Origin of the sequence: Flagellimonas amoyensis (assembly GCF_003058265.1) — a bacterium.
Lineage (GTDB): Bacteria > Bacteroidota > Bacteroidia > Flavobacteriales > Flavobacteriaceae > Flagellimonas > Flagellimonas amoyensis.
Map to the genome: position 1 here is coordinate 97,491 of NZ_QBUK01000007.1, position 18,029 is coordinate 115,519.

8 protein-coding genes are annotated in these 18,029 nt (G+C 40.8%); all 8 read left to right on the forward strand.

What is annotated here, in order from left to right; translation table 11 throughout:
- Positions 1 to 552 precede the first annotated feature (552 nt).
- Positions 553 to 3,636 (forward strand): glycosyl hydrolase, encoded by a 3,084-nt coding sequence (locus DB398_RS11195; RefSeq protein ID WP_108424485.1) that lies wholly within the window; start codon positions 553 to 555, stop codon positions 3,634 to 3,636.
- 134 nt (positions 3,637 to 3,770) lie between these two features.
- Positions 3,771 to 4,808 (forward strand): L-rhamnose/proton symporter RhaT, encoded by a 1,038-nt coding sequence (locus tag DB398_RS11200; protein WP_108424486.1) that lies wholly within the window; start codon positions 3,771 to 3,773, stop codon positions 4,806 to 4,808.
- A gap of 998 nt (positions 4,809 to 5,806) precedes the next feature.
- Positions 5,807 to 8,881, forward strand: a complete 3,075-nt coding sequence (locus DB398_RS11205; RefSeq protein ID WP_108424487.1) for a SusC/RagA family TonB-linked outer membrane protein — start codon at positions 5,807 to 5,809, stop codon at positions 8,879 to 8,881.
- Positions 8,882 to 8,893: 12 nt separating this feature from the next.
- A complete protein-coding gene (locus DB398_RS11210; protein ID WP_108424488.1) occupies positions 8,894 to 10,672 on the forward strand; it encodes a RagB/SusD family nutrient uptake outer membrane protein in 1,779 nt (592 codons plus the stop codon).
- Between the two features lie 118 nt (positions 10,673 to 10,790).
- A complete protein-coding gene (locus tag DB398_RS11215; RefSeq protein WP_199913387.1) occupies positions 10,791 to 11,996 on the forward strand; it encodes a glycosyltransferase WbsX family protein in 1,206 nt (401 codons plus the stop codon).
- A 928-nt stretch (positions 11,997 to 12,924) separates the two neighbouring features.
- Positions 12,925 to 15,030: a bifunctional aldolase/short-chain dehydrogenase gene (locus DB398_RS11220; RefSeq protein ID WP_199913386.1), complete on the forward strand. Its 2,106-nt coding sequence runs from the start codon at positions 12,925 to 12,927 to the stop codon at positions 15,028 to 15,030.
- Between the two features lie 236 nt (positions 15,031 to 15,266).
- Positions 15,267 to 16,412, forward strand: coding sequence for an alpha-hydroxy acid oxidase (locus DB398_RS11225; RefSeq protein ID WP_108424489.1), 1,146 nt, complete (start codon positions 15,267 to 15,269; stop codon positions 16,410 to 16,412).
- 54 nt (positions 16,413 to 16,466) lie between these two features.
- A complete protein-coding gene (locus tag DB398_RS11230) occupies positions 16,467 to 17,867 on the forward strand; it encodes a purine-cytosine permease family protein (protein WP_108424490.1) in 1,401 nt (466 codons plus the stop codon).
- The last annotated feature ends 162 nt before the right edge of the window (positions 17,868 to 18,029 follow it).

Below are 18,029 nucleotides of genomic sequence, written 5' to 3' on the forward strand. Positions count from 1 at the left end.
TCGATTTGGAAAACTATTGTAATAGGTCAGAAGACCACAGCCTAACGGAAAGGACAAACATCGATAGCCCAAGGACAAAATGAACTTCCAACAGCAACTCAACCGATCTGTCCATGAGGATTTGAATCTAAAACAAATGAAGGAGTTTAAAACCTTTATAGATGTCAGTGAGACTTCAAGGAAAGAACCCTGACGAGTTTAAGCCTTTACTTCAAAAGATTTTACCCAGTGCCATTTATTTATAATTTCATAGCGAACTTCAAACGGCCAATAAAGAATATTCCATTATTCCAACTATATATGGTTTGTATTCCTTCTTTATTAGTGTAAGTCAAGGACAGGATAGTACATGACAGGAATCCGTCCTATGCTCAATAAATTGCATTTATTTAGGTAGTATGAAGAAATTAAATGTCCATGTCAGGGCCTTACTGGAAGTTGGTAGCCTCAATTTCCAAAAACCAAACCAAGCAAGGCTACTTTGAATTGTAGACATATATTGAATTCCCGTTACCTTTTTTACAAGGTAGTTGATTGATAAATTTTAGAGAAATGAAGAAAGTAATTTTTGTTTGTTTAAGTATAGGCCTTTTGATTCTAGTTGCCACAGGTTGTTCAGAACAGGAACAACTGCCCGAATGGAAAAGAAAGTATGAGAACACCCAAACTGTTCGTTCCATGTTCATGGATCCCCCGATGTTTTATGCACCTCATGCCTTCTGGTTTTGGAACGACACCATTAGGGATACCCATTTTCCTGCTTCCATGGCCCAAGAGATGGCTAAACAAAGATTGAACCCAGGTTACGCCCATCCCCGGAGTTCGATGAGTCGTTTAAATCCCAAATTTCCTTCACTTCCCTACAGTCAATATTTAGAGGACATATGGTTCGACAGTTTTGGAAATGCCTTGAATATTGCCAAAGAAGAAGGTCTGACCCTAGGATATTGTGATGAATATGACTGGCCAAGTGGTCAAGCCGCTGGTCGTGTTCTGAAAGAACGCCCAGAATTGGAAGCCAAACATTTGGATTGGCAAAGGTTTGAAATAGCGGGTGGCCAAACAGTCAGATATGATTCTATTGATTTTGCCGTGGCCGCCAAGTTAATCGATAATAAAATCAACTCAAATACCCTGGAGTTAATTGGTGAAGGCAAGAACATCAGTTGGAACGTTCCTGAAGGCAATTGGGTCATTTACACCTATACAAAAAAACACCATAGGGGATATGATGGAGGCAAAGTAAATTATCTCGACCCCAAACTAATGGAATACTTTATACCCCTAGTCCATGAGCAATACTCCGAACGATTTGGGGAAGAAATGGGCAAATCTATACCAGGGGTCTTTGTTGACCATGAGGGGGATTATGGTTGGCGAATGGCCTGGTCGGAATACCTTCCAATACGATATCAGGAAATAAAAGGTCGCGATATGCGTCTTTGGCTTCCCCTCCTAACCGAAAAGGATAATGAAGGGCTATACCCAAAAGCGCGTGTTGATTGGTTTGAAGTGATATCAGATGTCTATGAAGAATGCTTTTTTACACCCATGATAGACTATTTGAATGAGCATGAAATGTATTATATTTCAAATTTATGGGAAGAGTCACTTATGTTCCAAGCCGTAGCAATGGGTGATTTTATGAGGGTTACCAGAAAGGCGACGATGCCAGGCACAGATTGTCTTTTAATGAAATCCCAAGATGTACATGACTTTAAGGAAGTACAAACAATTTCAGAATTTGAGGATAGGCCTTTTATGAGTGAGATAATGGGTGTCGCAGGCTGGGTTCAAACCCCTGAAATGATGAAAATGACCATAAATTCAATTACATCATTTGGCGTAAATCATGTGGTCCCACACGGCATCAATTTAAATCGCCGACATGAAACCAATCCATTCCCGGCTGATTGGTTCAATGATAACCCTTTTTGGCCCTATTTGCACAACTGGACTGATTTTTCCAGGAGGGCCTCATTTGTGAATAGACAAAGTAGCTTGGTTGCCGATGCCTTGTTGTTTAATCCCCAGGAAAGTGTATGGGCCAATTCTGAGGGGATTTTTTCAAATGATCCAAATCGTCATATTTCAGACGGAGCCGAGGATTGGGATAGCCTTGCAATTAAGGTTAATCAGATTTATTCGGATGCAATGAGAACAATGAACAAAAACAATATTGATTTTTTAATTGCCGATAACCATTATTTGCAATTAGGCAAAGTATTGGATAAAAAAGAGCAATCTAAAATTTCGGTTAAGAACCACGAGTTCTCTTCCATAATCCTTCCGCCTGTTTTTGTCATGTCAACAGTTTCGATGGGCAAGATTTTGGAATTTGCCAAAGCAGGTGGATTGGTCATTGTTTTGGGGGATTTACCTAAAGGGTCCGTTGAGAATGGCATAGGTGATTTAAAAATTCTAAATCAAAATGAGGAATTGATCAAGTTGCCAAATGTAATTGATCTTTCGCGCTCGGAAAATACTCTGAACGAGATGATAGAGGTTTTGAACAAAAAAGTACCCCCCCAAATAAAAATAAAAAATTCGGGGAGACTTTTTACCTCCCACCGTAAGAAAGATAAAGATCATTTCTACTGGTTTGCCAACAATTCGGACAGCCTCCAAGTTTTTGATGCTTGGTTAAGGGAAGGGAAGGGAGTAGCGGAGATATGGGATTGTGAAACCGGTAAAATCCGTACTATCCCATCAAAAGAAGAACAAGGCTACCAAAAGGTTTCCCTCCAATTAAAACCCTATGAGGCCTATTGGTTGGTATTCAATGAGGAAGGTAAAAAATTCCACCAGAATACAGTAACGGAGGACAATTCCATTAAAAAAACCATTCCTACCGAAGATTGGTTGGTGAGCTATCCGATGACAGACACCATCTATCGTACTTCGTCCTTATCGGAACTATCTTTGGACATAAACATTGATCAAAAGAAATTGGGCCTTGGTTTTAACGATTCAGATTGGAGCTACAAATCATTTATAAATAAAGAGCCCTCAGAGGCTACCGCCAAATCAAATCAACTTGAATATTGGCGTATTACGATACCTATTGGTTCAAAAGCCTTGATCTTTCCAGATGAAATGAATGGTTGGGAAGTCTGGTTGGATGGAAAAAAACAGCTTCTTTCGAACAATAAAACCAATTTATCCAAAGAAAATAGACTATTGGCCTTTGTTGCCACACCCAACAGTAAAAATCTACCTAAAGAGTCATTGAAATTTGTGGTTGGTAAAAACTCGAAGACTGAACTGAAATCCTGGTACACCTATGGTCTAGAGCAATATACAGGATTTATGGATTATGAAACCACCGTTACCATGGAATCCGAATGGGATAAAGCTACGATTGATTTAGGGGATGTGAAATATGTGGCAGAAGTCTTCATCAATGACACATCGGTCGGTTCACGAATGTGGACCCCATTCAATTTCAATATATCCAATTATTTGAAAAAGGGTAAAAACCAAATCAGGATACGGGTTGGCAACTTAATGGTCAATGAGATTTGGAAGTTCTATGATTTGGGGGAGCTTCGTACTTGGGGTTGGACGGGAGTTCCTGACTATAAGGACTATGATGCTGGTTTATTTGGCCCTATTACTTTGAATGTTTCAAATTAATGCTTCTTGATTCCATAAATTTGACCAGGGCCAAAAGGACACTTGAACAAAGTTTTGACGAAGCCCCATGGGTGCTTAACCAGAAGTTACTTTTTAATGGAACAAACTCTTAAAACTGAATAAAAAACAAAACAATGGGTTCATTAATAGGATTGTTTTTACACGCAATTGGAGGCTTTGCGGCCGGAAGTTTTTATATGCCATTCAAGCTGATCAAAAAATGGCAATGGGAGTCATCTTGGTTGGTTCTTGGAGTCGCGGCTTGGATATTGACCCCAATGTTCGTGGCATGGTTGACCTTACCCAACCTATTTGAAGTATTCAATGCCTCTCCATGGGATGCAAAACTGTATGCTTTTCTGTTTGGGGTACTTTGGGGCATAGGCGGTTTAACCTTTGGCCTTTCCATGCGGTATTTGGGTATGTCCCTCGGTATGGGGATTGCTCTCGGTTTCACAGCAGCGTTCGGCACGCTGATTCCCCCCATCTATGACGGAAGGATACTGGACTTGGTCCAGACCAAAGGGGGATTGTTCACCTTGGCAGGCGTGGCTATTTGTCTTTTTGGGATCAGTATTACCGGAAAAGCAGGGATATTGAAAGAGAAAGAACTGAATGACGATGAAAAACAGACGAGTGTTCCAGATTATAATCTAAAGAAAGGAATTGTAATTGCCATCATATCAGGCATTCTAAGTGCATGTTTTGCATTTGGGCTTCAAGCGGGGAAACCCATTGCCGATAAAGCGGTCGAATACGGAACAACCGATATATTCATGAACAATGGTATCCTGGTTTGGATTCTTTGGGGTGGGTTTGCAACTAACTTTATTTGGACAGCCATCCTTAGTATTCGGAAAGGCAGTTATCGTGACTTCTACGATCCAAAAAATAACAGGAAAACCCGAAATTATCTCCTGGCAGCAGCTGGCGGAATTACGTGGTACTTTCAATTTTTCTTTTACGGAATGGGTGCCACTTTTCTGGGTGAGGAGTTTGAGTTTGCCAGTTGGACCCTACATATTTCTTTCATTCTTTTCTTCAGTACCATGTGGGGCATAATCTTCAAGGAATGGAAAGGCGTTTCCAAGAAAACAATGCTAACATTGGGTCTTGGTCTTGTGATAATTCTTTTGGCAACCATACTAATTAGTTTGGGAAACAATGTCTAGGAATTTTAGTCGCGGGAAAAGCTTCTAAATAAACCGTGAAGTTTGAAATTAAACTATACGTAACACCATTCGCTCCACCGAGGCGCAGAATAAATATCTGGGTTGGACCAACTCAATTTGAGAGAGACTAAAGGGATGATAAGGAAACCCTTAAAACTCTACAGAAAAATGGACTTAAAGAAATTAGAAATAAATCTAAAGATTTATGACCAAGACTTCATCCGACATTCTTAATAAATAAGTTTAACCCTTAAATTGGATTTGTCAGATAAGTACAGAAGAAAAAATCATCAAACCAAAGTCAGAACTGCTGGAACTTCTTTAAATTGAAAAATCAAAAACATCTCTTATAACCAAATTCCAAGTTTTCCATAAGATAAAATAGCTACAAAAATCACTTCTTAAATTATAAAACATAGTTTCGCGAGTGAACGTCTACCTACAAACCTAAACTTTTTGATTTTTGATTCGTACTTCATTATGTATGAAAACACGTAGTCCCAGGTAGTCATGGATTTCATCATCCTATCTGTATGTTAAAATTACATAATTGATCCTATTCCAATCATTCATGCTCTTGAAAGTCGTTTACCAAAATCACAAAGATGGTTTTCTCAAGCAATAATTTCCAATTTATGATTATGTCTTTATTAGGTTTCCAATACTTTTTGATAGTGTTTGCAGGCCCTTTGCATTTATTGGTAAGTTGAGAAATTCTTTAGGTTATTATGATTTGGCAGTTTTTTACAATTTACTATCTCGTCAATTATTACTTTTTGTTTTTAACAGCCTTATGTTCTACTAATTTTATCATAACTAAACGAGCTTTATTAATATAGTAGCTGATAATTCATCCATTATTAGGGAAGCCTATATAAGCGTTCTGAAGGCCCGGACACAATCAAAAATACAGGATAGTGCAGGATGGGATTCTTGCATCGGATTAATAATCTTGTTAGACTGAACAAACAAATTATTAACTAACAAACCATTAAATTATGAATCTTGCAAATAAGTTGAAATTAAAGATTGTAATTCTAATTTGCTCATTCTTTTTCAGCAATATGATTATTGCTCAAGAAATCTTGGTTTCTGGAATTGTGTCGGGGGCCGATGGGGCAATTTTGCCTGGAGCAAATATTTTAGAAAAGGGCACACTAAATGGAACACAATCAGATTTTGAAGGGAAATACTCTTTAAATATCACAAATGAAGATGCGGTGTTGATTGTCTCTTTTTTAGGCTTTGTTACGATTGAAGAGGCTGTTGATTCAAGGACCGAAATAAATTTTACCCTTCAAGAGGCAGCAGAAAGCCTAGATCAAGTTGTAGTGGTTGGTTACGGCACTCAAAAAAGGCAAAGTGTGACTGGATCGGTTGCCACAGTAGATTCAGAAGAACTTAGCGTAGTTCCTGTAGCAAATACCACAAATACATTAGCTGGTCGCCTTCCTGGTCTGATAACCAAACAAGAGAGTGGATTACCTGGATCTGATGGTTCATCATTAAGTATTCGTGGTTTTGGATCACCACTTATTATTGTTGATGGGATTCAAACCGACTTCAATAATATAGACGCCAATGAAATAGAATCCATTACAATTTTAAAAGATGCCTCTGCAGCCATTTATGGGGCTCGGGCTGGTAATGGAGTTGTTCTTGTTACAACAAAAAGAGGAAAAGAAGGAAAAATCAATATTGCATTTAATACTTCTACGACGTTTCAAAAGCCAACTTTTCTCCCAAAAATGGCTAGCTCTGGTCAAATGGCCGAATTACATAGAGAGGCCCATATCAATCGAGGTTTGCCTGAAGAAAATCAACGATTTTCAGAAGAAGATGTTCGAATATTCTATGCAGGAAATAATCCTGACTATCCAAATACAAATTGGTATGATGAGGTCACTCGTGACTCCGCGCCTCTTCAGCAATATAACCTATCTGTTAGAGGTGGGAGTGATAAAATTAAATACTATGGATTTTTAGGATATTCCAATCAAGAAACCATTTTTAAAGGAAATGCTGGCGATTACAAGCGTTTTAACCTTAGATCTAATGTGGATGCAAACATTACTGATAATTTAAGTGCCAATATTGATATAAGTCATATTTGGGAAGATAGAGATTTTTCATGGCGCCTTACGGATGATCCGGGGAATACCGTTTGGCAAGAGTTGTGGGATACAGAACCATTCTTTAATCCAACCAATCCTGATGGAAGTCTTGCCTATGGTGGTGCTGGTGGAGCAGTTGGCATACATGCTTTGGTAAACAAAGATCATACTGGGTATAATAAGAATGTCAATGAACGGTTAATGGGAAGCATAGCGCTCAATTATAATTTCGATTCGGTCTTAAACGGTTTGAAAGCAAGAGCTTTTGTAAGTATAAATAAGGACAATGGTTATGGAAAGTATTGGAGATACTTGCCCAGCAGTTATACATATGTATATGAATCAGATAGTTATATCCAAAATACTTCCCAATCTGCTCCAGATTTAATCCATACAGACAATAGAACCCGTCAATTAACGGGCCAGTTGTCATTAAGCTATAACACAACAATTGCTGATAATCATGATATTTCAGCATTAGCCCTGTACGAAGTTATAGACAATTACAACGAATGGATTCGAGCCGGACGTGGAGGATATACTTCTACCGCAATCCAATATTTATTCAATGGTGGGCTAAGTGCTCAAACAAGTGATGGAAGAGCTGATGAAATGGGGCGCCAAAGTTTTGTGTCGCGTTTAAATTATTCTTTTAAATCAAAATATTTACTGGAATTGGCCATGCGGGTGGATGAATCCGCAAAATTTAACAAAGAAAATAGGACAGGTTATTTTCCAAGTATTTCACTAGGTTGGCGGTTGTCCGAGGAAGGCTTTTTTAGAGATAATATCACCTTCATAGATAGACTCAAATTAAGATTGAGTTACAGTGAAACCGGTTTTGACAATGTGGGAAATTTTAAATATTTGTCAGGATATCAAGCTGGGGGGGTTTATTTTGTAGGCTCTTCACCTTCAACAGCCATTACAACCACTGGCTTGGCCAATCCTAACTTGACTTGGGAAAGTATGAAAACCTATAATTTAGGGGTCGATTTTTCACTATTTAATGGAAAACTGAATGGAGAATTTGACATGTTCAAACGGAACCGGGAAGGAATTCCTGGATTGAGGACCGGGTCATTACCTTCAACTTTTGGGGCAACGTTACCAACAGAAAATTTAAATGCCATTGAAACAAAGGGCTTTGAACTAATCTTGGGTTATGAAAATAATATTAGCGACTTTAATTATAAAATTACGGGCAATGTTTCTAAATCCCGATCAAAATGGACATATTTTGATGAGCCTGTTTATGAAGATCCAGATCAGGAGCGAATTTCTAAATTAACCGGACAATGGACTGATCGTACTTTTGGATATATTTCTGAAGGTTTGTTTACAAGCCAAGAGGAGATTGATGCTCTCGATTATGTATATGATGAAGTTCAAGGCAATTCTTCGTTAGCGCCAGGTGACATAAAATATCGAGATGTCAATGAGGATGGCCTATTGGATTGGAGAGATCAAGTTGAAATTGGAAAGGGAACTACTCCGAATATCATTGCTGGACTGAATTTGGATCTATCCTATAAAAACGCATTTTTAAATGCTCTATTTCAAGGAGGTTTCGGTTTCAACCAAACTTTAGTACTACAACGTCAAAAAAATTATTCAGAGCTAAACTATAATGAAAGATGGACGCCTGAAAACAACGATGCTTCTGCATTGTTCCCAAGGACAGGCGGACCAGCTTCCAATTATGCAACTTCAACATTCTACCTCAAAAATTCAGACTATGTTCGGTTGAGAACTATTTCCATTGGATATAGTTTTCCAGAATCAATTCTGAAACCGTCCGGAATCCAAACTCTTAAGTTGTATTTAGCTGGCACAAATTTATTTACTGTAAGTGATGTTGTCAAATATTCAATTGACCCAGAGTCTCCATCGGGGCGTGGAGGGTTCTATTATCCTCAAATGAAATCTATCGCGATAGGTTTAAATTTAACTTTATAAAAAAAATTAGTTATGAAAAACTATAAAATATTAGTATTTGTTTCAATCATTTTTATGTGTTCCTGTGAAGATGTATTGGAAAAGGAACCGTTGGATCTAATCACAGATGCAACAGTATGGAAAGACCCTGTTCTAAGTGATAGTTATCTAGACCAATGTTATGCTGAAATGAAATTTTATTTCGAAAGCGATTATGGTTTTAGATATGGAGATTATTTTGATCAGTTTACAATGGTACACGCCTATGGAATTGCAGATGAAGCTTTAAAGTCTTGGGATGAAAATTTTGGCTTTGGTTTCTCAATTACTGTTAATGGAGGAGTATACGAATGGTGGGGGTATCCGACAATCAGGAAATTGAACATATTTATTGAAGAAATGGAGGTTTCCAGTCTATCCGATTCATATAGAATACAACGGACGGCCGAAGCTCGTTTCTTAAGAGCATTTGCCTATTTTAATTTGGTTAAACGATATGGAGGCGTTCCTTTGATCACTAAATCTCTTTTATTGGATGATTCTGAGGAAGAACTCTATCCGGTTAGAAACAAAGAAATGGAAATATATGATTTCATTTTGTCAGAACTCAATGCTATAGAATCAGATTTATTGGATGAAGAAGAAGGTAGACCATCTGGGCATGCCGCACTTGCATTAAAAAGTAGAGTTGCTATGTATGCTGGAAGTATAGCAAGTTGGGGAACTCCTGCTCTTGATGGGATTGTAGGAATTCCACAGAATATGTCAACTTCATATTGGCAAGCAAGTTTCGATGCCTCAAAGCAAATTATTGATAGTGGCGTTTTTGAGCTTTATAACCAGGACTCTGATAAGGTTACGAACTTTAGAAATCTCTTTTTAGATGAAGGAAACAGTGAAGTTATATTCAGCGAGCGATTCAATGGTTTATCTGGGAAGGGACATTCCTGGGATATGTGGCAGGCACCGTTTAGTTATCATCCATGGGGCAAAGGGCAGTATTCTTCGCTTTATTTAGAAATGGTTGAATCCTTTGATAATATTGATGGGACAGCAGGTATAATTGATAGAGATAAAATTGCTTCAGGTTATGCATGGACAGTTGAGGAATTATGGGGAAATAAAGATCCTCGGTTTAAAGCATCCGTATATACTCAAGGAACTTCATGGTTAAATGGTTCGATTAACCTTGATTTTCATGCACAGACTAAAACTCCGGAGGGTACAACAAATGTAGGCTTCTACAAAGGTGTTCCTACAAAATCAGTTGCCTTCGGAAGAAAAACTCCTTTTGGGATCTTAAAGTACCTTGACGAAGAAGAACGTAGTGTTCAAATGGAAAGAAATTTCTCAGATACAGATTACATAATTTTCAGATTAGGAGAAATTTATTTGAATTATGCCGAAGCGGCCATCGAACTTGGCAATGATGGTGAGGCTCTATGGGCTATAAACAAAATCCGGGAACGGGCTGGGATGCCCCTATATACGAGTATATCTCGAGATTTAGTTCGTAAGGAACGAAAGGTTGAATTGGCTTTTGAGGGTAATAGGTATTTTGACTTAAGAAGATGGCGGGTCGCTGAGAATGAATTGTCCCAAGGTTTTCATGGATTGCAATTTACGTTGGACGGAAGTTCTTTTGAGGAAGGAAGCTATGATGTTTTAACAGCTAAATATATTCTAACAATCGAGAATAATGTCAATGGAACGCCAACGCCAATTTTTGATGAAAGAAATTACTATTTACCTATAGGCTTGAGTCGTACCGGGCAAAATCCCAATTTAGAAGAAAATCCTGGCTATAGGTAAATCATGATAATTTGGTTAAACTGGACAAAGGAACCAGTAAAATATTTGCGTAATCACCCCAATATTTGAGCCAAAAATTAATTAAGACACGGTAAAAATTAAGATAAATTATTTCATAATGAAAGGAAATTATAGTTTAACAATGAAAACATCAAAAGCGCTATATTTAGTTATCATCCTGAATTGGGGGTTCTTTCAACTTGGCATGGCCCAAAAGAAAGACAGTGATTATAAAGTTGCTGCATATTATTGGCCCGCTTATCACAATGAACCTAGATGGCGAACATTTTTTGATGGCCGCGAGGGCGAATGGGAAATAATACATAGGGCTTTACCAAAGTACGAAGGTCATAGACAACCAAGAGTTCCAGTATGGGGATATGAGGACGAAACCAATCCTAAAGTGATGGAAAAGAAAATAGATGCTGCCGTTTCCCATGGAGTTAATGTTTTCATTTTTGACTGGTACTGGTATGAAGAGGAACCCTTTTTAGAGAAAACGATCAACGATGGATTTCTAAAGGCGAAGAACAATGATAAAATCGACTTTTATATTATGTGGGCAAATCATGCCGCCACAACGCTTTGGGATAAACGCCGTTCCCATAAAATGGATACTATTTGGAATGGAGAGGTAGACCGTAAAAATTTTAATATTGTCACAGATCGGATCATTGAAAAGTATATGAAACATCCTTCTTATTTAAAAATTGATGGTAAGCCTGTTTTTTCAATATACGAATTGGGTACCTTAATTCAAGGGCTTGGGGGAATAGAAGAAACCAAAGACGCACTTGATTCCTTTCGGGAAAAAGTTAAAAATGCAGGGTTTCCGGGACTTCATCTTCAGGCTATACTATGGTCCAATATTCCAGACACAAAGTCCAATGTTCCTGGCGACAATGCGAAAACACAGAATAACACCATTGAGGTTCTCGGTATAAATAGTCTAACCAATTATCAGTTTGTACATGTGTCTAGCCCCGTTGACAATTATTTGGATTGGGCTAACAAGGCTGTTGATAAATGGCAAGATTGGGACAATGAATTTTCAGTTCCTTTTTTCCCACATGTTGCAGTTGATTGGGATACTAATTCCAGATTTTACGACTATAAACCCAATATTAAAGAAGGGGTGAACCCGACAAATTTTAAAAAATATCTAATAAAAGCAAAATCATACATGGATAAACATCCTCAACAATATAAGTTAATGACCATTAACTCATGGAATGAGTGGAGTGAAGGCAGTTATCTTGAACCAGATACTGAACACGGCTATGGATATTTGGAAGCAATAAAGGCGGTGTTTGGCTCAAATTAGTGTAAAAAGGGTGTTTTAGTATAAATTGAGGTTGAATTTCATTTAAATGCAAAAATGTTTCTAGCATTATCCAATCAAAATGAAGATCTTCCGAAAATATGATATAAAGCACTAACCAAAAAGTATGAGAAGAATCCAAGACAATTATAGTGTTTGAATTGATTAGGTGGCTTTACCCAAATTCAATTAATAATTGGTGTTATGAAGGCTTTGAAGAACCAAAAACAAGATTAATGCTAAAAATGTTGGCAATTTATGGATAAAAGCCACTTTCTCTTAAAGTGAGTAAAAAGAATGTTAGCGGGGAGGGAATATGTCCCCGCTAATTTTTTTATCTTATTTTGAGTATTTGCTACCTAACGTGGTAAGAGAATTTGTTCAACCCTGATTTTCAAGGGCAGTTTTTCTCGGAATCAGGGACCAACATTATTTTGATGGAACTCTCAAATTAGGTCTTCAGTTGACATTAGGGTGAGAGCATGATGCCCAGGATTTTATGAAATAACCAACATTCATTCACAGCCAATAAGAGAAATGGACATTCTAAGAATAAAAATTTCTTACGAAGATTCAGAGATAACCGTCCCGAGTGCCAAAAATACATTCATCAAATCCATTATAGTCACTAAACGCCAAGGCAGTTTGGTGGACAATCCCTAGCCAATTATTTTACCGTATCGAACGGTAAATTACCAGAGGCTATATTGGCAATTATGCTTTCAACAATTTGCAGATATTTCGGTTTCCGAGACTTTGGGTCAACCTCTATGTAACTATACGAATCCATAATTTCCAGGGGGTTTCAATTTCTGGCAATAACAATCTAATTTACTGGAAATATTAAAAAAGTAAAAATTACGGTACACCACAGGATAGCCGAAGAATATCGATCAATTAAGTTAGCGGTTCCAACATTAATCAAACACCAATGAGCATAGACATCAAGGAATTTAAGCACGTAAACTATCTGTGGGACGAGGAGCGGGCCCTGGAACTCGGCGACGACCAGGTCGCCCTGTTCCTCTACAGGTCCAACATCCTGGGAGCCGACCTGAGGATCACCAACTACGGCGGGGGGAACACCAGCTGCAAGACCATCGAGAAGGACCCGCTCAACGGCGGAGATGTCGAGGTCATGTGGATCAAGGGCTCCGGGGGCGACATCGGCACTCTGGACCGCAGCGGTATCGCCGGGCTCTACACCGAGAGGCTCAGGAACCTCAAGCACGTCTACAGGGGGCTGCACGACGAGGACCGGATGGTCGGACTGTTCAACCACTGCATCTATGATCTGGATAGCCGTGCCCCTTCCATCGACACCCCTTTGCACGGGCTGCTGCCCTTCAAGCACATCGACCACCTGCACCCCGATGCGCTCATTGCCGTGGCTGCGGCCAAGGACAGTGAAAGGGTCACCAAGGAAATCTGGGGGGACACCATGGGATGGGTCCCGTGGCAGAGGCCAGGGTTCGACCTCGGCCTACAGCTCGAAAAATGCCTCAACGACAATCCCGGCATCAGGGGGATCGTTCTGGGGAGCCACGGCCTGTTCACCTGGGGGGACACCTCCCATGAATGTTACATCAACAGTTTGGAGGTCATTGAAAAGGCATCGGACTATATCGAAAAGAAAATAAAGGGGAAAGGAAGTGTCTTTGGCGGGGCCAAGGTAAAATCCCTCCCATCCGAAGGGCGTAAAGAAAAGGCCGCACGGTTGATGCCCCTTCTCCGTGGCCTTTGCTCCTCCGAAAAACGAATGATCGGCCATTTTACCGATGCGGACGTGGTGATGGAGTATATCAACAGCAACGACCTGCAAAGGCTCGCTCCCATGGGGACCTCGTGCCCAGACCACTTCCTCAGGACCAAGATCCAACCGTTGGTGTTGACACTTGACCCCAAAGAAGATGTGTCAGATCCAGAGGAAGTTCTTAAAAAATTGGAACCTGCCTTTGAACAGTACCGGAAAGAATATAAAGAATACTACGAGAACTGTAAACACGATAACAGCCCTGCAATGAGGGACCCCAACCCCGTGATCATCATTTACCCCGGGGTCGGGATGTTCAGCTTCTCGAAGGACAAGCAGACCACCCGGGTCGCCAGCGAGTTCTATGTCAACGCCATCAACGTCATGAGGGGGGCCGAGGCCATATCGGCCTACACCTCACTCCCAAGACAGGAGGCCTTCGACATCGAGTACTGGCTCCTGGAGGAGGCCAAGCTACAGCGCATGCCCAAGGAAAAACCGCTCTCCAGAAAAATCGCCCTTGTCACAGGGGCCGGTGGGGGGATCGGCAAGGCCATTGCCGACAAACTTGCAGAACAAGGCGCAAATGTCGTACTGGCCGATATTGCAGAAGACCGATTGAAAGAAGCCATCGGCACCTATAAAAGAGACGTGGCAGGCTATGTTGTTTGTGATGTCACCGACAAAAAGTCCATTCAGGAAGCCTTCAAAACAGCATGCCTTGAATTTGGTGGTGTAGATATAATCATCCACAGTGCCGGGCTAGCCATCTCAAAACCTCTGGAAGAAACCACAAGTGAAGATTGGGACCTGCTACAGAATGTTTTGGTAAAAGGCCAATTTGAGCTCTTCAAGCAAGGCGTTGAAGTCATGGACAAACAAGATCTGGGGGGGGATATTATAAGCATCGCCAGTAAGAATGGACTGGTTTCCGGCCCCAATAATGTAGCCTACGGAACGGCCAAGGCCGCCCAACAGCACATGGTACGACTACTAGCTGCTGAGCTCGGGCCAAAAGACATTCGCGTGAATACCGTAAATCCGGACGGCGTCATCGTGGGCAGCAAGATCTGGGAGGGCGAATGGGCCGAAGGCCGTGCAAAGGCATATGGGATAAAAGTAGAGGAGCTCCCGGCACACTATGCCAAGCGTAATCTAATGAACAAAATAATCTATCCCGGTGACATTGCCAATGGTGTATTTGCCTTGGTGGGCATTTTGGATAAGAGTACAGGTTCAATCATAAATGTCGACGGTGGAATGGCCAATGCATTCGTCAGATAAAGAAAAGAGTAAGTTGGTTTAGTTTAATTCAAGTATCCCCGGGCCTGCATGAATGGTCCGGGGTTACCCCAAAAAATCAAGCAGATGAAACTACAGGACAGCACCAAAAGCCACCAACAGGAAAACATAAGAAAATTTGAGGCCATTGCCCTAAGACTTATAAAATTTTGAATCGCCAATCCCTGCACTGTAAAAAATAATTATTTCCAATTTTAAGCTGTTAAAAAAGCAATAGCATGACCCTACGTTTTGATACCCGATACCCATCCGTTGACGACCTAAGGGAAAAGGCCAAAAAAAGGATACCTCGATTTGCCTTTGAATATTTGGACGGTGGGTGCAACGAGGACGTCAATCTTTTGAGGAACACTTCCGAGATAAGGGACATTACCTTAAAACCCACCTACATCAAGGATTTTAAGTCGGCCTCCATACAAACAAGATTGTTCGGGGAAACATATGATGCCCCTTTTGGTGTTGCCCCTGTGGGCCTTCAGGGCTTGATGTGGCCCAATTCCCCCGAAATCTTGGCTAAAGCAGCGCTCCAACACAACATTCCCTTTATCCTGAGTACAGTGACCACAATGGATATCGAGCGGGCCAGTGAACTTACCGAGGGCAAGGCCTGGTTCCAACTGTACAATCCATCAGAGGATGCCGTACGGAACAGCATCATAGATCGCGCCTCGGCCTCAGGTTGCCCAGTACTGGTGTTGCTCTGTGACGTACCCACCTTCGGATACCGACCACGGGACTTCAAAAATGGTCTGGCCCTTCCACCAAAAATGACCTTGGCCAATATCCTACAGGTCTTGGGCAAGCCAAGCTGGGCCATACAGACCTTGAAATATGGCATTCCTACCTTTGAGACCCTTCGACCCTATACCCCAGAAGGCCTTAATCTGAAACAATTGGGCAAATTTATGGACAGGACATTTTCCGGCCGTTTGAACGAGGAACGCATCAAACCTATCAGGGATCGATGGAAAGGCAAATTGGTACTGAAGGGCGTGGCATCCGAGGAGGATACCGAACAGGCCATTCGATTGGGGTTTGATGGTATCATTGTCTCGAACCACGGCGGACGGCAATTGGATGCAGGAGAGTCCTCCATTGCACCATTGACACGGATTGCAGCCAAATATAAGGACCAGATCACCATAATGATGGACAGTGGCATGCGCTCGGGTCCCGATATTGCCCGGTCCTTGGCCAAGGGTGCGGAGTTTACCTTTATGGGTCGCTCCTTTATGTATGGGGCAGCCGCCTTGGGAACCAAAGGTGGCGACCATACCATGTCCATCCTCAAGGTACAGCTCCAACAAATCATGGATCAATTGTGCTGTGAAAACATACAAGACCTCCACAAACACGTAATATGACAAACGCACAAAAAGCAAGCTAGCACTAAAAAATTAACAAACAAACCAAACCACATGAGCCAATTCAATATTGAAGCAGAAATCGAAGAAATAGCAGGTGGAGAATTTGAAAGGGAACCGGTACCCCAATCCAAACTTAAAAGTTGGAAAAGTTTTTTGGGGATGTATGCAGGAGAGCATGCCGCAGGTACGGAGTTCGTGATAGGCCCCTTGTTTCTGACCACTGGTGTTAGCGCCTTCGATTTGATCATTGGTCTTTTAATCGGTAATCTATTGGCGGTTCTTAGCTGGCGATTTTTAACCGCCGAAATCGCTGTTAAACACCGACTCACACTTTATTACCAATTAGAGAAAATTTGTGGTAAAAAGCTGGTCATTGGATATAACCTTGCCAACGGAATCTTGTTCTGTTTCCTAGCTGGGGCCATGATCACTGTTTCTGCCACCGCTGTCGGGATTCCTTTCAACATGGAAATGCCAAAATTGACAGATACAGTTCCCAATGGCATGACCTGGGTCATTATTGTGATTGCCATCGGAACAGTCATTTCATTGATTGCCGCCAGGGGTTATGAAACCGTCTCAATTGCTGCCAACTGGATGGCACCCATAATTGTTCTTGCCTTCTTGGCAAGCGGCTTTGTTGCCTTGCGCGAATTGGATGTGAGGAGTTTTTCTGATTTTTGGAATATTTGGGGCGAAGGCACAGATCCGTTTCCAGGTCAAACCAAGTATACTTTTTGGCATGTAGTGATATGGTCATGGTTTGCCAATGCTGCCATGCACGTGGGCATGTCTGACCTTTCTGTGTTTCGATTTGCCAAAAAAGCGAATGCAGGATGGACCACTGCCGCTGGAATGTACGTTGGTCATTATATGGCTTGGATAGCTGCTGCATTACTCTATGCAGTATATTTAAAATCCCCCGAAGCCCAACTAGCATTGGCTGAGGGAAATCCCCCCACTGTTGCACCTGGACCATTGGCTTACAATGCCTTGGGTATTTTCGGTGCAGTAGCAGTGGTTTTGGCTGGCTGGACAACAGCAAATCCAACAATATATAGGGCGGGATTGGCCTTTCAAGCAATAATGCCCAAAACTTCAACTTTCTGGGTGACCATTATAGCAGGAAGTGTTGCCACAATTGCAGGTCTGTTTCCAGCATTTGCCATGAAATTGTTGGATTTTGTTGCCCTCTATGGTTTTATTCTTGCCCCTGTTGGAGCCATAATAGTTTTTGAACACTTTTTTGGCAAAAAAATGGGGATTGTGCAGGACTATGCAGAAAATCAAAATAAGTCTTTCAACGTTGCTGTTCTTTTGGCTTGGCTTTTAAGCTTTGGTCTGTTCTATTCCCTTGCACACTATTTTGGAATATTCTTATCCTTTGTCATCCTTCCCACTTGGATACTATGCGGTCTTTTATATTTACTCATGGCAAAGAAAAGGCGTTAGCCTTGAACTCATAAAAATAAGGAGCCATTGATTTTATGGAATATGTAACCCTCATTTCTAATACTTTATATTCGATGAGCCTGGAAAAAAATTTTAGTAACCCCATTGTCCCCTTAGTGTTCTTTCTATCTTTATTTTCATTGTCTCCCTAAAAAATGGCTC

Coding starts and splice junctions, on each gene's coding strand:
- DB398_RS11195 (WP_108424485.1), top strand. CDS start 553: ATGAAGAAAGTAATTTTTGTTTGTTTAAGTATAGGCCTTTTGATTCTA.
- DB398_RS11200 (WP_108424486.1), top strand. CDS start 3,771: ATGGGTTCATTAATAGGATTGTTTTTACACGCAATTGGAGGCTTTGCG.
- DB398_RS11205 (WP_108424487.1), top strand. CDS start 5,807: ATGAATCTTGCAAATAAGTTGAAATTAAAGATTGTAATTCTAATTTGC.
- DB398_RS11210 (WP_108424488.1), top strand. CDS start 8,894: ATGAAAAACTATAAAATATTAGTATTTGTTTCAATCATTTTTATGTGT.
- DB398_RS11215 (WP_199913387.1), top strand. CDS start 10,791: ATGAAAGGAAATTATAGTTTAACAATGAAAACATCAAAAGCGCTATAT.
- DB398_RS11220 (WP_199913386.1), top strand. CDS start 12,925: ATGAGCATAGACATCAAGGAATTTAAGCACGTAAACTATCTGTGGGAC.
- DB398_RS11225 (WP_108424489.1), top strand. CDS start 15,267: ATGACCCTACGTTTTGATACCCGATACCCATCCGTTGACGACCTAAGG.
- DB398_RS11230 (WP_108424490.1), top strand. CDS start 16,467: ATGAGCCAATTCAATATTGAAGCAGAAATCGAAGAAATAGCAGGTGGA.